12 protein-coding genes, 1 tRNA gene and 3 rRNA genes are annotated in these 17,869 nt (G+C 66.4%); 3 read left to right on the top strand and 13 right to left on the bottom strand.

Going from position 1 to position 17,869, the window contains the following annotated elements:
• Positions 1 to 136: 136 nt before the first annotated feature.
• Positions 137 to 391 carry a cell division protein CrgA gene (locus tag M1P99_RS10805; RefSeq protein WP_121181545.1) on the top strand — a complete coding sequence of 85 codons (255 nt, stop codon included), beginning with the start codon at positions 137 to 139 and terminating at the stop codon, positions 389 to 391.
• A gap of 357 nt (positions 392 to 748) precedes the next feature.
• Here the strand turns inward: M1P99_RS10805 and M1P99_RS10810 are convergent, their stop codons facing one another.
• Both M1P99_RS10810 and M1P99_RS10815 read right to left on the bottom strand, forming a co-directional pair.
• Positions 749 to 1,744: a rhomboid family intramembrane serine protease gene (locus M1P99_RS10810; protein WP_304452519.1), complete on the bottom strand. Its 996-nt coding sequence runs from the start codon at positions 1,742 to 1,744 to the stop codon at positions 749 to 751.
• A gap of 39 nt (positions 1,745 to 1,783) precedes the next feature.
• Positions 1,784 to 2,308 (bottom strand): peptidylprolyl isomerase, encoded by a 525-nt coding sequence (locus tag M1P99_RS10815; RefSeq protein ID WP_304452520.1) that lies wholly within the window; start codon positions 2,306 to 2,308, stop codon positions 1,784 to 1,786.
• Positions 2,309 to 2,682: 374 nt separating this feature from the next.
• Here M1P99_RS10815 and M1P99_RS10820 point away from each other — a divergent pair, with 374 nt between their 5' ends.
• Positions 2,683 to 3,270 (top strand): hypothetical protein, encoded by a 588-nt coding sequence (locus M1P99_RS10820; protein WP_304452521.1) that lies wholly within the window; start codon positions 2,683 to 2,685, stop codon positions 3,268 to 3,270.
• Between the two features lie 78 nt (positions 3,271 to 3,348).
• Here the strand turns inward: M1P99_RS10820 and M1P99_RS10825 are convergent, their stop codons facing one another.
• The 5 genes from M1P99_RS10825 to M1P99_RS10845 all read right to left on the bottom strand — a co-directional run bounded on the left by M1P99_RS10825 (position 3,349) and on the right by M1P99_RS10845 (position 7,120).
• Entirely contained in the window at positions 3,349 to 3,954 is a 606-nt protein-coding gene (locus tag M1P99_RS10825) for a DUF1707 and DUF4870 domain-containing protein (RefSeq protein WP_304452522.1), read from the bottom strand.
• 313 nt (positions 3,955 to 4,267) lie between these two features.
• Positions 4,268 to 4,600 (bottom strand): WhiB family transcriptional regulator, encoded by a 333-nt coding sequence (locus M1P99_RS10830; protein ID WP_304452523.1) that lies wholly within the window; start codon positions 4,598 to 4,600, stop codon positions 4,268 to 4,270.
• A gap of 1,190 nt (positions 4,601 to 5,790) precedes the next feature.
• A tRNA-Ala gene (locus tag M1P99_RS10835) sits at positions 5,791 to 5,863 on the bottom strand.
• Between the two features lie 221 nt (positions 5,864 to 6,084).
• On the bottom strand, positions 6,085 to 6,207 hold the full coding sequence (locus tag M1P99_RS10840; protein ID WP_231640829.1) for a DLW-39 family protein: 123 nt from the start codon (positions 6,205 to 6,207) through the stop codon (positions 6,085 to 6,087).
• A gap of 148 nt (positions 6,208 to 6,355) precedes the next feature.
• Positions 6,356 to 7,120 carry a helix-turn-helix transcriptional regulator gene (locus M1P99_RS10845; protein ID WP_304455657.1) on the bottom strand — a complete coding sequence of 255 codons (765 nt, stop codon included), beginning with the start codon at positions 7,118 to 7,120 and terminating at the stop codon, positions 6,356 to 6,358.
• Between the two features lie 500 nt (positions 7,121 to 7,620).
• Here M1P99_RS10845 and M1P99_RS10850 point away from each other — a divergent pair, with 500 nt between their 5' ends.
• Positions 7,621 to 7,929, top strand: a complete 309-nt coding sequence (locus tag M1P99_RS10850; RefSeq protein ID WP_304452524.1) for a hypothetical protein — start codon at positions 7,621 to 7,623, stop codon at positions 7,927 to 7,929.
• Between the two features lie 362 nt (positions 7,930 to 8,291).
• Here M1P99_RS10850 and M1P99_RS10855 read toward each other — a convergent pair whose 3' ends face one another.
• From M1P99_RS10855 to M1P99_RS10880, 6 genes are all read right to left on the bottom strand, one after another.
• The gene (locus tag M1P99_RS10855) at positions 8,292 to 9,458 is read right to left on the bottom strand and encodes an ABC transporter ATP-binding protein (protein WP_304452525.1); all 1,167 of its coding nucleotides are present in this window, start codon (positions 9,456 to 9,458) and stop codon (positions 8,292 to 8,294) included.
• Positions 9,455 to 11,119 (bottom strand): iron ABC transporter permease, encoded by a 1,665-nt coding sequence (locus tag M1P99_RS10860; RefSeq protein WP_304452526.1) that lies wholly within the window; start codon positions 11,117 to 11,119, stop codon positions 9,455 to 9,457. The genes M1P99_RS10855 and M1P99_RS10860 overlap by 4 nt, the downstream gene beginning before the upstream one ends.
• Positions 11,120 to 11,184: 65 nt before the next feature.
• A complete protein-coding gene (locus tag M1P99_RS10865; RefSeq protein WP_304452527.1) occupies positions 11,185 to 12,225 on the bottom strand; it encodes an iron ABC transporter substrate-binding protein in 1,041 nt (346 codons plus the stop codon).
• A gap of 431 nt (positions 12,226 to 12,656) precedes the next feature.
• Positions 12,657 to 12,772 (bottom strand): 5S ribosomal RNA (gene rrf, locus M1P99_RS10870).
• Between the two features lie 118 nt (positions 12,773 to 12,890).
• A 23S ribosomal RNA gene (locus M1P99_RS10875) occupies positions 12,891 to 15,984 on the bottom strand.
• 322 nt (positions 15,985 to 16,306) lie between these two features.
• Positions 16,307 to 17,839, bottom strand: a 16S ribosomal RNA gene (locus M1P99_RS10880).
• The 16S, 23S and 5S rRNA genes sit together here, the layout of an rRNA operon.
• Positions 17,840 to 17,869: the final 30 nt, after the last annotated feature.

The following is a 17,869-nucleotide window of genomic DNA, read 5'->3' on the forward strand; positions in this document are numbered from 1 at the left end:
CCGCGGCGTGCACCAGGACGGGCCGCTCTTCCCTGTGGGAGGGCGGCCCGCGCCGTCCCACCGGTGACGGGTACACCCGCCGGGGCGTAGACTGTGGAATCGTTCCGTACCGCCCCACCTCTCTGGAGCAGCGACCGTGCCCAAGTCCCGCAGCGATCGCAAGAAGAAGGCTGTCTACACGCCGCCTCCTTCCAAAGAGAAGCCCCAGGTCAGTCCGCGTTGGCTCGTTCCGACGATGCTGGGTTTCTTCATCCTGGGCATCCTCTGGATCGCGGTCTACTACATCGCGGGGCAGTACGTCCCGTACATGCAGGACTGGCACAACTGGAACCTGCTGATCGGGTTCAGCGGGATCATCGTCGCCGTCGTCCTCTCGACGCGCTGGCACTGAGCCCCTGAGCCGCACACCGCCAGGGACGGCCGCTGAACGGCCTCCCCGTGCGGTCCCGTCCGCCTCCCGCACGGACGCTCTTCCCGGTGTGCCCGGAACCGGCACACCGGCTCGATCCGCTCTGGGCGGTGGGCGCCCACGGGCCCCTGTCGACGTCCGGCGTTCACGCCCGTCGAGGGGTCTCCCGCGCCCGCCCGAAGCGCCATGTCGACATGTCGGTGCGCGAGGGCGCGATGCCGCGGTGCCCCGGCGTCGGTACGAGTACTGACCCCCTACGACGCGGACGGGCCCGGTCCCGGCTTCGAGGGTGATCCCCAGGAGCCGGATCCGGGCCCGTCGGGCGTCGGCGGAACCGTGTCAGCGCAGGGCCAGGCTCGGTGCCGCGAAGAACACCAGGGCCAGGACCAGCAGGGCGTAGGCCCCCACCAGGAGTGCGTGCACCAGGGTGCGGCGCGACGCCTGGGCGGCCGAGCCGACCGCGTAGCCGAAGACCGCGCCGAGCAGCAGGCCGGCGATGAGGCCGCCGATGTGCCCGGTCCAGGAGATCCGCGGAACCAGGAAGGTCAGCACGAGGTTGACCAACAGCAGGATCCCGACCGCCCGCAGGTCGAGGTTGAGTCGGCGGCCGAGGACGAACACCGCCCCGAAGAGGGCGAAGATCGCGCCGGACGCGCCGATCGACATCTGGTTGAGCGGCACGGACAACTGCGCCACCAGCGGTTCGGGCAGGCCGCCCGGTGGCGACAGCTCCAACCCGTACGAGGCGACGAGCAGGGTGAGGGCTGATCCGGACAGGGCACCGAGCACCCACAGGGCCAGGAAGCGCCCGTGGCCCAGCCAGCGCTCCAACTGTGGACCGAGCAGGTACATGGCGTACCCGTTGAACAGCAGGTGGAAGATTCCGCCGTGCAGGAACGCGGCCGTGATCAGCCGGTACCACTCGCCGCTGAGTACGCCGATGTCCTGTCCCGTGGCCGGATCGTAGGCGTAGCCGAGCATGCCGAACAGGCGCACCAGTGGCGACGCCGCAGCGGACCCCACCGGATCCGCCGTCCCCATCTGGACCAGGTACCCCACCGCCATCAGCGCCAGGACGGTCCACGTCACGTACGGCCGGGTGACCGTCCGGCCCCCGAAGGCGGTCCGGGCGGCCCGCGTTCCGCGTCTCCCCTGCGCGACGCAGGCCGGGCACTGGAATCCCACGGCCGCCTCGACCATGCAGTCCGGGCAGATCGGCCGTTCGCACCTGGTGCAGCTCACTCCGGTCTCCCGGTCGGAGTGGCGGTAGCAGGTCCGCGGGGCCGTCGGCCCCGGCTCGGGCGTCGCCCCGGACGGTGGTGGGGGTGCGGTCATGGGTGGGTTCCGCCTTCTGGTGCTCGGTCCGACGATCCCCTAGCGGGCGATCTCGATGCTGTTGATCACCACGTCCTCGCGGGGACGGTCCTGGGCGTCCGTGGGGGTCGTCGCAATCTGAGCCACGACGTCCTGGCCCTCGACGACCTCGCCGAAGATCGTGTGGCGGCCGTCGAGCCAGTAGGGCTTGTCGACGGTGATGAAGAACTGCGACCCGTTGGTGCCGGGGCCCGCGTTGGCCATGGCCAGCAGGAACGGGCGGTCGAAGCGCAGCTTGGGGTGGATCTCGTCACCGAAGGTGTAGCCGGGGCCGCCACGGCCGGTGCCGAGCGGGTCGCCGCCCTGGATCATGAAGCCGTCGATCACGCGGTGGAAGATCGTGCCCTCGTACAGGCTGCTGTTGGACGGCTTGCCCGTGGTGGGGTCCATCCACTGCTTCGACCCGTCCGCCAGCCCGATGAAGTTGGCGACCGTCTCGGGCGCCTCCTCCTCGAACAACTTGACGACGATGGTTCCCTTGTTGGTGTTCAGCCGCGCGGTGGGCTGACCCTTGGAGTCGGACACCAATGTGCCTTTCGATGGACTTCGTTTACGTGATCACGTTACCCGTCTGGCCACGGCGGTTCGCCGGAACGGGGCGGGTTGTGGACGATGTGGCCGGGCCCGCGACCGGCGGCCCGACCGACGGCCCGTCCTCCGGGTCCGTGGCGCGCCGAGGTGCGCTCGGGGCACGTGTGCCCCGTGGGACGGACGAGGACGCATCGAAGGGGCCACAGCCGGTGTCGAAGCTCCAAACCCCGCCGGAGAGGACGTAAGTTGAGATAACACCCGGATAACGGGGTAGGGACGACTGCAGGCCGCTCTTTGTGTGGCCGCGAAAGGTCGGCCACCGGGTGGCGAACGCAGGAATCCAGTGAACGACCGAAGGAGCTGACGACGTGCCTATCACTGCCAAGCGTCGCAAGGCACGCAAGGAAGCGGAGGCGACTCTCGCCCGGCTGCAGGACCTGGCCAAGGAACAGGCCGAGCGGTTCGGCCCGTACGCCGACCAGGCACGGGACCAAGCCGCCCTCAAGCTCCTGCAGGCGCGCGGCTGGACCGCGCCCCGACTGGAGACCGCCGCGCAGCGTGTTGAGGACACCTTCGCGCCCCGCGTGTCAGGGCTGCTCAGCTCGGCCGCCCAGCGCGTCGACCCCGCGCCTTCCCGGCGCGGACTGCGCAAATTGCGCGGTGCTCGGCGCGTCCCCCGGGGCGTGCTCATCGGGGGTGCCGCTCTGGTGGGCGGGGTGATCGTGTACTCGCTCATCCGCCTGCGCCAGGCCTCCCAGGACGCCGAGTGGGAGGAGCACTTGGACCAGGCCCGCGAGCAGGTGCGCGAGACCCGCGAGAACCTCGAGGAGACGGCCTCCGAGGCCGCCGAGAAGGCCGGTGAGACCGGCAAGGCGGCCAAGGACAAGGCCAAGGAAAAGGTCCGCAGCGCGGTGGGGGAGGACCGCGCCCAGAAGAACGGGCGTGCCGACCGCTGATCCGGACACGGGAACGGCCCGGGACCGAACGGCGCGATCGCCGCTGGTCCCGGGCCGTTCCGTCGTTCCACCCGGGTGTCAGTCGTCCTTGACCAGCCGGAAGAACATGGGGTAGCGCCAGTTGCGCCCGAGCAGGCTCGCGACGGTGGCGACCGCGGGCAGGACCATCCACCCCACCACGACGTAGACCAGGAGGGCGATCGGCAGTACCAGCCAGGCCAGGAGCACGCTCGCGATCCCGCCGATGATGCAGAAGAGCTGGAAGTTCAGCGATTCCAGGGCCTGGCGGCGCAGGTACGGGGAGGCGCGGTCGCTGACGAGGAAGAGCAGGAGCGGAGCGATGACCGGGAAGAAGTAGTTCCCGGCGTGGCCGGCTCCCGCGAGCACCCTCTCGGTGGAGGTGCTCTCGATGGGGTCCTTGGGTCCCGGCCGGTCCTTGGCGGCGGGTGCCGCGGCGGCACCGGCGGTCGCACCCGGCGGCACCACGCCGAGGTCCGCCGTGAGCGGTTCCAGCTCCGCCCCGACCTTGGCGCGCATGGCGGCGTCCAGGCGTTCCTCGAACTCGTCCTCGTCGAGCTGTCCATGGCTGTAGGCCTCGCGGAGGACCTCCGCGACGGCGTCGCGGTCCGCGTGGGTGAGACGGAGGTGGGGTTGGATACCGGACCGGTCCCCTGGTCGCCTCACCGGATACTGAGCGTCCTTCACAGCCACTCCCACTCCCAACGCCGAAGGAAGCACGGTCGACGGTCGAAACCGTCCAGGACGACCGTGCTCCCTCCCATGATGCGTCATCGGTGCGGCCGTGGATATGGGGGCTGTCCCTGATCCTCCCCTGAGGTCGTCCGCGACCTTCGTCGCGGACGCGGACCGACTTCCGTCGGTCGCCCCCGTCCCGCCGTGTCGGCGGCCGCTCCCCTCCGTCGGCCCGTCCGACCCGGTGTCCGCTCCCGCACGGGCCTCCCCAGCTCCGTGCGACTCCCCCTCCGCGGGGCTCTGACTACCGCTGCGCGGCCGCCGGCACCCCGACGGGCCCGGTGGCCTCCTGGCCGGTGCGCTTGCGCTCGTAGTGCCGCTCAGCGCTGGTGAGGAGCTCGTACCAGTTGGTGACGTCCTTGCGGCGGCGCAGCAGCGCCCGGCGTTCCCGTTCGGTCATTCCTCCCCAGACGCCGAACTCGATACGGCTGTCCAGCGCTTCGGCCAGACACTGCGTTCGGACGGGGCAGCCACGGCAGATCAGTTTGGCCCTGTTCTGGGCCGCGCCCTGCACGAACAAGGCGTCAGGGTCGATCTCCCGGCATTTGGCGCGCGCCGCCATCTTTTCGTTCCACATGTTGCCCCACTCCCAAGATCAGCATGTGTGGTGATCGGTCTCCGCCGACCGAACCGACTGCCACGACCGTCGGCGGAGGAGGAGGAGAAGCCGACCGAAACGAGGCCGGTGGGCGAGTTCGGGCGGGGGCCGCCCGGTTCGCCTTGGGGGTCGATCGTTTCGGCGTGCTGTCTTCCTCGTTGTCGCTGGTGTCGAAACTACGGATCGTCCCAGTTCACCAACAGACCCCAAGAGGCCTATTTCTCATATGGCCCACTAGGACCATTGCACTTAGGGGGAGTGTCATCATACACACACGGAGAGTCACTGCATGGGCCAGAATCGCCCGCGAGTAACCAGTATGCAAGGTCGCACCCCAGCCATTCCGCCACACGCGGATTGACCTGCGATGATGTAACATCCGATGATCGAGTGGCCCAATCTGTTCACGGTTCTCCAGTCCGACTCTCCGTGACCAGACTCACCCGAACGGACTATACGGACCACCCGGTCCGACTCGCACCCGAACCACACGAGTCACTCAATAACCAGCCCGAGAAGACGATCTTTGGCCTACCGAATAGTAACCGCGAATTTTTGACAGGTCGGCGATCCGCGAGCGTCATTCTTATGGCCATATGCCCTGTTTTAACTATTTCGCGAACCACACTTCGGCGGTTCGGCCCCCCGGACGGGCCGCACGGGAGCCCCCGGAATCGGCCGGGGCCCGCGGCCGGCCGGGACCGGCCAGAGCCCGCCACCGGACGAGGGGGCCACGCCCCGCTCACCGGAACCCGGAGACGGCCCGCAGGGCCCGCACAGGGAGCACAGGGCCGAGGGACGCGCTGAGGGCACAGCGGTGACACGGCAGGAAGGGACGCGGGGGCGGAGCCACGAGGGACGGGACGGGGCGCCCAGGTGCGGGACCGCCCCGGTCCGCGCGGGGCGCCGTGCCCGGCGTAGCGGCCTCATCGGCCGGCGGGCGAACGGCGGGACCGGACGCGGGCGTGACGCGCGCCGGAGCGCGCACGATCACGGGGCCGGGCGGCGGTTCCCCGCCCACGGGGGTGTCGGCGCGCACGGAGGGATCCGAGCGCCCTGCCGCGCGCGGTCGGACCGGCAGGCCGGTCCAGCGGCCAGAACGTGCAACGGCCACCCGGCTCTCATGGCCGGGTGGCCGTCGTCATGTCTGTGAACTGCGTGAACGCGAGTGGAGCCAAGGGGAGTCGAACCCCTGACCTCCGGTATGCAAAACCGGCGCTCTGCCAGCTGAGCTATGGCCCCCGGACCGGGCGATCGCCCTGGTCACTAGGAGGAGCATACCTTCCTCACAAGGCTGCCCCGATCACTCGGGCGGGGCCACGCTCCAGGAACCAGGAACAGCACAAAGCCGTGGGTCGCACCTCGGGTTCATGGGCCCACCCACGTCTTCGTGTCCCGCGCGGGCGAACACGCCGCCCGGTGGAAACTGACCGGCCTCCTGACGGCGGCCAGGCGTGCGCCGATCAGCTCTCGCTGACCGCCGTGGCCTCGGTCCACAGGTCGAGCTCGGCGCGGTCGGCCTGGATCTTGCGGTAGACGGCGAAAGCCCCGAGGGCCACCAGCGCCAGGATGATGATCTTCTTCACTGCCTGGACCCTTTCGTTGGTACTGACACGGCCCCCGGGCGGGGGTCCGTGGAGAACTTTATGAGGTTGTCACCTAGAACACTAGCAAGCATTCTCGGCCGGTCCCCGCCACCGTGGACCTATTCACACCAACTTCTGCGGACGTTGGTCAGGTCAGCAGGGCCATGCGGCGGAGGATGCCCGCGGTGGCCTGCGGTGACGCCGCGACACGGACGAGTCCGGCCCACACCCGGCGGCACCTGCGGACCGCTTCCTCCGACTCGACGATGGCGCCGCCCTGCGTGGCGTCGACGTAGGCCAGCGCGGCCTCGTCCTCGTCGAACTCCAGGACGGAGAACGGCCCCGCGATACCCGCGTGCGGGCCGGCCGAGGTGGGCAGGAGCTGCAGGGTGACCCGGTCGCTCCCCGTGGCCAATTCCACCAGTCGGGAGGTCTGCGCCCGCAGCAGGTCCAGGTCGGAGGAGATGCGTTGGAGGGCGTCCTCCTCGACGATCGCGTGGTACCGGGCCAGTCCGCCCTGTTCGAGGATCTCCTGTCGCTTCATCTGGGCCGCCACCATGCGCTCGGCTCCGCGCTCGCCGTGTCCCAGGGCACGGGCGACCGTGGCCGTGTAGTCGGGGACCTGGAGCAGGTCGGGCACGAGGATGCCGGAGTAGCACTCCACCGCCACCGCGCCCGCCTCGTTGCCGACGTAGGCGGAGGAGAGCACGTCCTCGTACTCCGTCCACCACGGGCGCAGCCGGGACTCGCGGACGAGAGTGAGGATCGCCTCACGCTGACCTCCCGTCACTCCGTACAGGCGCAGGAGCGCCGAGATCTCCATGACCGACGGCCACTTGCGGATCCCGGTCTCGATGTGCCCCAGCTTGGCGGGCGACCACTCCAGTTCGTCGGCCACGTCGCTGAGGGTCATGCCCGCCTGCACGCGGCGGCGGCGGAGTTCGGCGGAGAGTCGGCGACGACGAACCGTGGGACTGGCCATAGCTCGGATCCAATGACACGGAGTGGGGTGGTCGACCTCCAGCGAAACACGACGTCTAGCATCTAGCAATGCGTTTCTAGAAAACAGCGGTGGATTCGCTGCATTAGGGCACCTGAAAACCGGCTCGGCCAGCCGCCAAAACCACGGATTGTCACCGAGCGCAGTGAGGGCTTGCGGACGCGAAGTCACATCAGCATCATCCGCAGAACCGACTTAACTGTCGTCACATCAGTCACTCAGTGCACCCGAACCTCGGTGCCGGACCACCCCCGGGGAGGCTCCGGGGGAGACACCAGGCCCCACCACACCCGGGAGGTAGGTTTGTCCGATTCTGTCGGCTACGTCTCAACCTGATGCCACGGGGAAGAAACCGCGTACGATGCTTGAGGTGCCCGTCCCGGCGGGCGTACCCGCACACGCAGAGGAAACCCATGAGCCACCCCATTGACGACATCGAGCAGCTGATCGCGAACGCGGAGGCCCAGATGCCTCCGAGCACCCGGTCCCGGCTCATCGCGAAACTCCGCATGGGGAGGCACATCGACGAAGCCGCAGCCGAGCTCGACATCCGGCCCAAGCAGGTCTTCTCCACGGCGCGCATCCTCACGCCCTTCGGCGACCAGCTCGACGCCACCCTCACCGAGCAGCGCGATCCCGCGCTGCCGCACGGCACCGTGACGGGATACAACAAGCGCTGCCGCTGCCCCGAGTGCCGCAGCGCGCTCCAGCAGCGCGTCTGAGGGGCACAGCGGCGGCCGGCCCGTGCCGGGCCGCCCCGGGCCGCGCCCCAGCCCCGGCGCGCTCCCTCATCGCGCCCTCGCGGCCGCCCACCGCGAACGGCGTACCGCGCGACGACACCGGACGACGACGGCCATTTCCCTCTCCTGTCCGTCGTTCAGACAGCCCGCCCTCACGAGCGGTTTACCCAGACTTCTCACATCAATTCGGCCACCGGACGCTTATTGATCTCCAGTCTGGGGAGACCGCAGAACATGAGCGAGCATGTTGACTGGTCCAGCATGAGTGAAGAGGACTTCGTGGCGCTGCTACGACAGCTGGTCGAATCCCCCGAAGCCGACGAGGACTGAATACCGGTCCGAATTCACCGGTGCCCCGACACCACCGCGTCCGCGGCCTCCCTGGGGTCCCGATCCCAGGCCCGCGCCCGGTCACCGGTGAAGAAGGAGACCTCGCCCGACACCCGAACGCGCACCAGCGCGCCCACCTCCGGTGCCGGGTGGCGGTGGGACCGTGCCCTGACCCTGGTCCCGCAGTCCTCCACCACCAGGTGGACGACGGTGTCGTGTCCCGCGAAGGTCACCTCGGCCACCCGGGCGAGGACCCCGTCCTCCCGTGCGCCCGGCGCGGACGCGCGGGACGTCGCGGTGTGCTCCGCGAACTCGACCCGCTCGGGCCGTAGCACCACGGTGCCCGGCCCCTCGTTCCCCAGGGCGGACCACTCCCCATCGTGCGCCAGCGTGCCCAGCGCGCACTGGACGCGGCCCGCGCGCAGCTCTCCCGCGAGTACCACGGTCTCCCCCAGGTAGCCGGCGAGTCCGGCGTCACGGGGATACTCGTAGACGTGCCGCGGCGTGCCGTGCTGCACGATCTCCCCGTCCCGCATCAGCGCCACGTGGTCGGCCGTGGACAGCGCCTCGCCGGGATCGTGGGTGACCAGGAGTCCGGTCACCCCCGCCGTCCGGAGGACGTCTCGGACCTCGGCCCTCAGGTCGGCGCGCAGCGTCGGATCGAGCGCGTTGAAGGGCTCGTCGAGCAGGATCAGTTCCGGTTCGGGCGCCAGCGCCCGGGCGAGCGCGACCCTCTGCTGCTGCCCGCCGGAGAGCTCGTGCGGCATCCGCCGCCCGTAGCCCGACAGGCCGACCAGCTCCAGGACCTCGGCCGTCCTGGCCCCGCGGGTGCTCCTGGCGCCCGTCCGCTCGCGCCACCGACGCCCGAGCCCGAAGGCGACGTTGCGCGCCACCGACAGGTGGGGGAACAGAGCGCCCTCCTGGGGCACGATCCCGATACCGCGCCGCTCCGGCCGGACGTGCACGCCGTTCCCGTCGGCCAGGCGCCGCCCGCCGACCGCGATCGTGCCGGCGTCGGGGCGCTCGAACCCGGCGACGAGCCGGAGCAGCGTCGTCTTACCGCACCCGGACGGACCGAGCAGGGCGCCGAACGAGGAGTCGGGCACCTCCAGGTCGACGCCACGCAGGACACTCGTGTCTCCGAAGCGCTTGTGCACGCCTTCGACGACCAGGGCGCTCATGGCTCATCCCTTCTCTCCGCGGCCCACCGGCCGAGGACGAACGCGGGTACGGACGCCAGGACGATGAGCATCATGGCGTAGGGCGCGGCCGCGGCGAAGCGGCCGACGTTGGTGGCCGACCAGAGGCGCATGGCGATGGTCTCGGTGCCGGTGGGGTGCAGCATCAGGGTCACCGGCAACTCCTTCATGCACGTCAGGAAGACCAGGGTGGCGCCGGCCGCGAGGCCGGGGAAGGCCAGCGGCAGGGTGACCCTGCCGAACACCTGGGTGGCGCCGTGCCCCAGGCTCCGGCCGACCTCCTCCAGCGCGGGGGCGGACTGGGCGACGGCGCTGCGCACCGAGCCGACCGCGGCCGGCAGGAAGAGCAGGGCGTAGGCGAGGACGAGCAGGGGTAGCTGCTGGTAGAGCGGATACGCGTAGGTGACGGCGAAGTACACCAGCGCGACGGCCACCACGACGCCCGGCATCGAGTAGCCCGTCCAGGTGGCCCCCTCCAGCAGGCGGGGGACCCGGCCGCGGTGGCGGGCGGCGAGGATGCCCACGGGCAGGGCGAGGACCAGTGTGACCACCGCGGCGAGTGCGGACAGCCCGAGCGTGGTGAGCGCGGTCTCGGCCATCCGCTGCGGATCGAGTCCGGCCGAGGAGCCCCGCACGATCCAGTACGCGAGCATCGCGACGGGAAACACCAGCGCCGCCGCGGCCACCGCCGCGAACGGCAGCACCAGGAGCGCGCCGACCGCGCCCCGTACCAGGGCGGCGACCGCCGGAGGTCGGTTCACGGCCAGGTGTCCTGCCGGGTCGAGTGGCGGCCGGCGCCTGGTGCTCCCGGACCCCAGGCGGCTGAACCGCGCCCTGCCCCGCGCACGGGCCTCGCCCCACAGCACCAGCAGGGTGACGGCGACGAGGACGAGACTGAGGGAGGCGGCACTCGCCAGATCGAAGCGGTTGCGGAAGTCGTTGTAGATGACACGGGTGAAGGTGTCGTAGCGCATGGTCGCCACGGACCCGAAGTCCGACAGCACGTACAGCGCGACCAGCAGTGCTCCGGCGGCGGCCGACGGCTGGACGTGGCGGAGCGTCACCCGGAGGAGGACGTGGACCGGTCCGCGGCCGAGCGAGCGGGCGACCTCCTCCTGGTCCCGGTCGGACCGACCCAGTGCGGCCGCCACCGGCAGGAACACGTAGGGGTAGCAGCACAGGGTGAGGACGATGGCCGAACCGGCGAAGCCGCGGAGCTGGGGGAGTGCCTCCATCCACACCATGGCGGCGACGTAGCTGGGAATGGCGAGGGGGAGCGTGGCCACCAGCCCCCACACGCGCCCGCCGGGCAGCCGGACCCGGGTGACGAGCAGGGCCAGGGCCGTTCCGACGACCAGGCTGGCGAGAGTGACGGTCGCGGTGAGCCCCAGGCTGTTGCCGAGGAGCTCCAGGGTGCGTGCGCGCAGGAGGTTCTCGGCGAGGGCCGAGGGCCCCGCGGACAGGGCCTGGAACACCACGTAGCCCAGGGGGAGGACCGCCAGCACTCCGGTGGCGCCGGCCAGGAGGTACAGCGGCAGTGCGAGCGGGAGACGGCGCAGGAGCGGCCCGGCCAGTCGACCGAGTGGACGGCCGGAGCGGCCATCGGGGCGGGCCCGGTCACTGGCGTCCGCGCCCTGCGACACACGAGCGCCGGAGCCGCTCCCGGTGCGGGAGGGCTCCGGCGCCGTTCGTCCGTGGTGGACGCGTGTCACTCCAGACCCGCCTCGCGGATCATGTCGATGGAGGTGTCCAGGTCACCCAGGTCGCTCAGGTCGATGTCCGGCTGCTGGAGGGAGTCCAGCTCCACGAGCCCGTCGGCGAGCTCGATCCCGGGGACGAGCGGGTACTCGTAGGTGTTCTCCGCGAAGAAGGTCTGGCCCTCCTCACTGAGGAGGTAGTCCAGGGCCTGCTGGGCACCTTCGGGGTTGGCCGCGCCCGCCGTGATCCCGGCGCCCGCGACGTTGACGAGGCCGCCGGCGTCGCCGTTGGTCAGGTAGTGGAGTTCGGAGGTGACGGCGTCCTCGCCCATCTCCGCCACTCGCTCGTACCAGTAGTAGTGGTTGTTGAGGCTGAGATCGATCTCGTCGTTCTCCAGGGCGTCCAGCTGCGATCGGTTGTTCTCGTAGAGCTGGACGTCGTTGGCGGCCATGTCCTCCAGCCACTGCTGTGCGACGTCGTCGCCCTCGATGACCCGCAGCGCGGTGACGAACGCCTGGAACGAGCCGTTGGTGGGGGCGAACCCGACCCGGCCGTTCCACTCCTCGTCAGTGAGGTCCAGGACGCTCTCGGGAAGCTCCTCGACGTCCGCCGGGTCATAGGCGAAGACGCGGGACCGTCCGGAGAGTCCGACCCAGCGTCCGTCGCCGTCACGGTACTCCTCGGCGACGAGGTCGGTCGTCTCCGCGGGGAGCTCGGCGAGCAGCCCCTCCTGGACGAGCAGGCCGAGCGCACCGGCGTCCTGCGCGATGAAGAGGTCCGCGTTGGTCTGATCCCCTTCGGTGACGATCTGGTTGGCCATCTGCGCGGTGTCGCCGTAGCGCACCTCGATGTCCAGGCCGGTCGCCTCCCGCATCATGTCGATGAGGGGGTCGATCAGTTCCTGGTCGCGACCCGAGTAGATGGTCACCGCTTCCGCGGAGGCGTCACCGCCACCGGTCTCGGAGTCGTCGGTGCCACACGCGGAGGCGATCAGCGCGAAGACGGGAACCGCCACCGCCGCAAGCCGCAGTCGTCGGGGGATGGAGCGCATTGGTTGTTTCTCCTGCCAAGTGCATGGACGTCAAGACTCGGCCGGCCCGAGTGGAACATAGGTGAGCCTAACCCAGGGAAGGCTCACCTTACAATCCCGCACCCCAAGTAATCACTGTTTACGAGGAAAACGGTCACGCTGACGTTTGCCCAGATCACACCGCACGCGCGTCCGCATGGCGCACCATGGACAGTGACGGAGAGTGACTGATCAGGGCTTCTCCAGAGCCCGGACCGAACCCGCTGAGCCGATCCCACACGCCAGCCGGAGTTGTCGGTAGGCCGGTGGCCCGCCCCCGACCACACCCACCCCGCAACCACCCGGCGTCCAGCACCAACCCCCGACCCACCCCCGACCGTTCACAAACGCACAAACCCAGACACAAAAAAAGGGGAGGAACCGTCAAAAGACGACCCCTCCCCCAAGAAAAACCGTGGCAGCAACCTACTCTCCCACCCCACCACAGGGCAGTACCATCAGCGCAAGGAGACTTAACGACCGGGTTCGGAATGAGACCGGGTGTGACCCTCCCACCATAACCACCACGGAAACCAACACCCATCCACGACCACGACCCACACCCCACCAACCGGCAAGGGGATCACAGCCACAACGGGAAAACCGTAGATCATGTGAAAAATATGCGCGAGCACCCAATTATCTGCAGCGGACAAGCCCTCGGCCTATTAGTACCGGTCAGCTCCACCCCTCACAGGGCTTCCACACCCGGCCTATCAACCCCGTCGTCTACAGGGAGCCTTACCCTCTCAAAGGAGGCAGGAGACCTCATCTCGAAGCAAGCTTCCCGCTTAGATGCTTTCAGCGGTTATCCCTCCCGAACGTAGCCAACCAGCCATGCCCTTGGCAGGACAACTGGCACACCAGAGGTTCGTCCGTCCCGGTCCTCTCGTACTAGGGACAGCCCTTCTCAAGTCTCCAACGCGCACAGCGGATAGGGACCGAACTGTCTCACGACGTTCTAAACCCAGCTCGCGTGCCGCTTTAATGGGCGAACAGCCCAACCCTTGGGACCAACTCCAGCCCCAGGATGCGACGAGCCGACATCGAGGTGCCAAACCATCCCGTCGATATGGACTCTTGGGGAAGATCAGCCTGTTATCCCCGGGGTACCTTTTAGCCGTTGAGCGACACCGCTTCCACACGCCGGTGCCGGATCACTAGTCCCAGCTTTCGCTCCTGCTCGACACGTCCGTCTCACAGTCAAGCTCCCTTGTGCACTTACACTCAACACCTGATTACCAACCAGGCTGAGGGAACCTTTGGGCGCCTCCGTTACTCTTTGGGAGGCAACCGCCCCAGTTAAACTACCCACCAGACACTGTCCCCGAACCGGATCACGGTCCAAAGTTAGATGCCCGAAACAGTCAGAGTGGTATTTCACCAACGCCTCCACCGCCACTAGCGTGACAGTCTCACAGGCTCCCACCTATCCTACACAAACCATCCCAAACACCAATGTCAAGCTATAGTGAAGGTCCCGGGGTCTTTCCGTCCTGCTGCGCGAAACGAGCATCTTTACTCGTAGTGCAATTTCACCGGGCCCATGGTTGAGACAGTGGGGAAGTCGTTACGCCATTCGTGCAGGTCGGAACTTACCCGACAAGGAATTTCGCTACCTTAGGATGGTTATAGTTACCACCGCCGTTTACTGGCGCTTAGATTCCTAGCTTCGCGGGCCGAAACCCACTAACCAGTCCTCTTAACGTTCCAGCACCGGGCAGGCGTCAGTCCGTATACAGCGTCTTACGACTTCGCACGGACCTGTGTTTTTAATAAACAGTCGCTTCCCCCCGCTATCTGCGACCCCACCCAGCTCAAGACGCAAAGGTCCATCACCAGACAGGGCTCCCCTTCTCCCAAAGTTACGGGGACAATTTGCCGAGTTCCTTAACCATGGTTCACCCGAACGCCTCGGTATTCTCTACCTGACCACCTGCGTCGGTTTAGGGTACTGGCCACACACGAACTCGCTAGAGGCTTTTCTCGACAGCATGGGATCACTCACTTCACCAAAAACGGCTCGGCATCACGTCTCAGCCACACGGTGTGCGGATTTGCCAACACACCGGCCTACACGCTTACCCCCGGACAACCACCGCCGGGTAGAGCTACCCTCCTGCGTCACCCCATCACTTACCTACTACAACATCGGTTCCCAGACCGATCCAGAGGCCGTCCCCGAAGGGACCGCCAAGGACCAGCGTGGTTAGCATCCGTCGCCTCGATACTGGACGCTCGTGCACGGGTACGGGAATATCAACCCGTTATCCATCGACTACGCCTGTCGGCCTCGCCTTAGGTCCAGACTCACCCTGGGCGGATTAACCTGCCCCAGGAACCCTTAGTCAATCGGCGGCAACGTTTCTCACGTTGCTTTCGCTACTCATGCCTGCATTCTCACTCGCACACCCTCCACCACACGATCACTCGGCAGCTTCTCCGGATGCACGACGCTCCCCTACCAACCCGAGAACAAGTCTCAGGCTTCACAGCTTCGGCGGTGTACTTAAGCCCCGCTACATTATCGGCGCAGAACCACTTGACCAGTGAGCTATTACGCACTCTTTAAAGGATGGCTGCTTCTAAGCCAACCTCCTGGTTGTCTCAGCAACTCCACAACCTTTCCCACTTAGCACACGCTTAGGGGCCTTAGCTGATGATCTGGGCTGTTTCCCTCTCGACTACGAAGCTTATCCCCCGCAGTCTCACTGCCACGCTTCACTTAACCGGCATTCGGAGTTTGTCTGACGTCAGTAACCTTGTCGGGCCCATCAGCCAAACAGTAGCTCTACCTCCAGCAAGAAACACGTGACGCTGCACCTAAATGCATTTCGGGGAGAACCAGCTATCACGGAGTTTGATTGGCCTTTCACCCCTACCCACACCTCATCCCCCAGGTTTTCAACCCTGGTGGGTTCGGGCCTCCACGAGGTCTTACCCCCGCTTCACCCTGGACATGGGTAGATCACTCCGCTTCGGGTCCACAGCATGCGACTCAGATCGCCCTATTCAGACTCGGTTTCCCTACGGCTACCCCACCCGGGTTAACCTCGCCACACACCATGACTCGCAGGCTCATTCTTCAAAAGGCACGCCATCACCAGCCACAAGGACCAGCTCTGACGGCTTGACAGCACACGGTTTCAGGTACTATTTCACGACCCCTCACCGGGGCACTTTTCACCTTTCCCTCACGGTACTAGTGCACTATCGGTCATCAGGACGTATTTTGGCTTAGCAGGTGGTCCTGCCAGATTCACACGGAATTTCACGGGCTCCGCGCTACTCGGGAACACACCAACACCTAGCCGGAAACTTCGTCTACGGGACTCTCACCCACTACGGTTCCGCTTCCCAACGGATTCAACTATCTCCGGCATCAGCGCTCCGGGCCGGCAGGCCCGAACAGATGCGCCCCACAACCCCGCACACGCAACGACTGCCGTCTATCACACGCATGCGGTTTAGCCTCTTCCCCGTTCGCTCACCACTACTAGGGGAATCACTGTTGTTTACTCTTCCTACGGGTACTGAGATGTTTCACTTCCCCGCGTCACCACCAACCACCCTATACATTCAGGTGGCGGCAACCCGACACAACTCGGGCTAGGTTTCCCCATTCGGACACCCACGGATCAAAGCTCGGTTGACAGCTCCCCGTGGCCTATCGCGGCCTCCCACGTCCTTCATCGGCGCCTGATGCCAAGGCATCCACCGTGTGCCACTATCACTTGGCCACTACAGATAATAAGATGCTCGCGCACACTATTCACAAATCAAAACACCAACCGCAGGCCCTCATACCACTCCAACACAACACGGAGAGTTCTTCGGGGCGGTCCGCGGGAGACAACTCGACCGCCCAACCCTGAGGGTCAAGGCGGTCAGAGGTTGCTTCCTCAGACACCCAACAGCGCGCCCCCCAGCGCTTCTAGTCGCTGGAGGTGAAGTTCGTTTTCTTCAAGCCACTCCCGATACCCGTGCAGGAACTGCACCGGCCGGGTCCACTTTCGAGTCCGACCAACCATAGGAAAGAGTTGGTCTGAATAAGACTCCTTAGAAAGGAGGTGATCCAGCCGCACCTTCCGGTACGGCTACCTTGTTACGACTTCGTCCCAATCGCCAGCCCCACCTTCACTCATTCCCTCCCCGAAGGGTTAGGCCACAAGTTTCGGGTGTTGCCGACTTTCATGACGTGACGGGCGGTGTGTACAAGGCCCGGGAACGTATTCACCGCGGCGTTGCTGATCCGCGATTACTAGCGACTCCACCTTCATGGGGTCGAGTTGCAGACCCCAATCCGAACTGAGACCGGCTTTTAGGGATTCGCTCCACCTTACGGTATCGCACGCCCATTGTACCGGCCATTGTAGCATGTTTGCAGCCCAAGACATAAGGGGCATGATGACTTGACGTCGTCCCCACCTTCCTCCGAGTTGACCCCGGCAGTCTCCCATGAGTCCCCACCATTACGTGCTGGCAACATGGAATAAGGGTTGCGCTCGTTGCGGGACTTAACCCAACATCTCACGACACGAGCTGACGACAGCCATGCACCACCTGTCACCCACCAACTAAATGACCCCACATCTCTGCAGGTCCACGGGTGATGTCAAACCTTGGTAAGGTTCTTCGCGTTGCGTCGAATTAAGCAACATGCTCCGCCGCTTGTGCGGGCCCCCGTCAATTCCTTTGAGTTTTAGCCTTGCGGCCGTACTCCCCAGGCGGGGCGCTTAATGCGTTAGCTACGGCGCGGAAACCGTGGAAAGTCCCCACACCTAGCGCCCAACGTTTACGGCATGGACTACCAGGGTATCTAATCCTGTTCGCTCCCCATGCTTTCGCTCCTCAGCGTCAGGTAAGGCCCAGAGACCCGCCTTCGCCACCGGTGTTCCTCCTGATATCTGCGCATTTCACCGCTACACCAGGAATTCCAGTCTCCCCTACCTACCTCTAGCATGCCCGTATCCACTGCAGAACCGGAGTTAAGCCCCGGTCTTTCACAGCAGACGCGACACGCCGCCTACGAGCTCTTTACGCCCAATAATTCCGGACAACGCTCGGACCCTACGTATTACCGCGGCTGCTGGCACGTAGTTAGCCGGTCCTTATTCCCCACCTACCGTCAACCCCCAGAGAACTGGGAGCCTGCGTTGGTGGTAAAAGAGGTTTACAACCCGAAGGCCGTCATCCCCCACGCGGCGTCGCTGCGTCAGGCTTTCGCCCATTGCGCAATATTCCCCACTGCTGCCTCCCGCAGGAGTCTGGGCCGTGTCTCAGTCCCAGTGTGGCCGGTCGCCCTCTCAGGCCGGCTACCCGTAATCGCCTTGGTAGGCCTTTACCCCACCAACTAGCTGATAGGCCGCGAGCCCATCCCCAACCGAGAAAACTTTCCACCGGCCGCCATGAGGTGGCCGGTCGTATCCGGTATTAGACGGCGTTTCCACCGCTTATCCCGGAGTCGGGGGCAGGTTGCTCACGTGTTACTCACCCGTTCGCCGCTCGTGTACCCCGAAGGGCCTTACCGCTCGACTTGCATGTGTTAAGCACGCCGCCAGCGTTCGTCCTGAGCCAGGATCAAACTCTCCATAAAGGTCATACAACCCTGTCCCGGCCACCGTGA

It is taken from the genome of Nocardiopsis sp. YSL2, assembly GCF_030555055.1.
GTDB lineage: Bacteria > Actinomycetota > Actinomycetes > Streptosporangiales > Streptosporangiaceae > Nocardiopsis.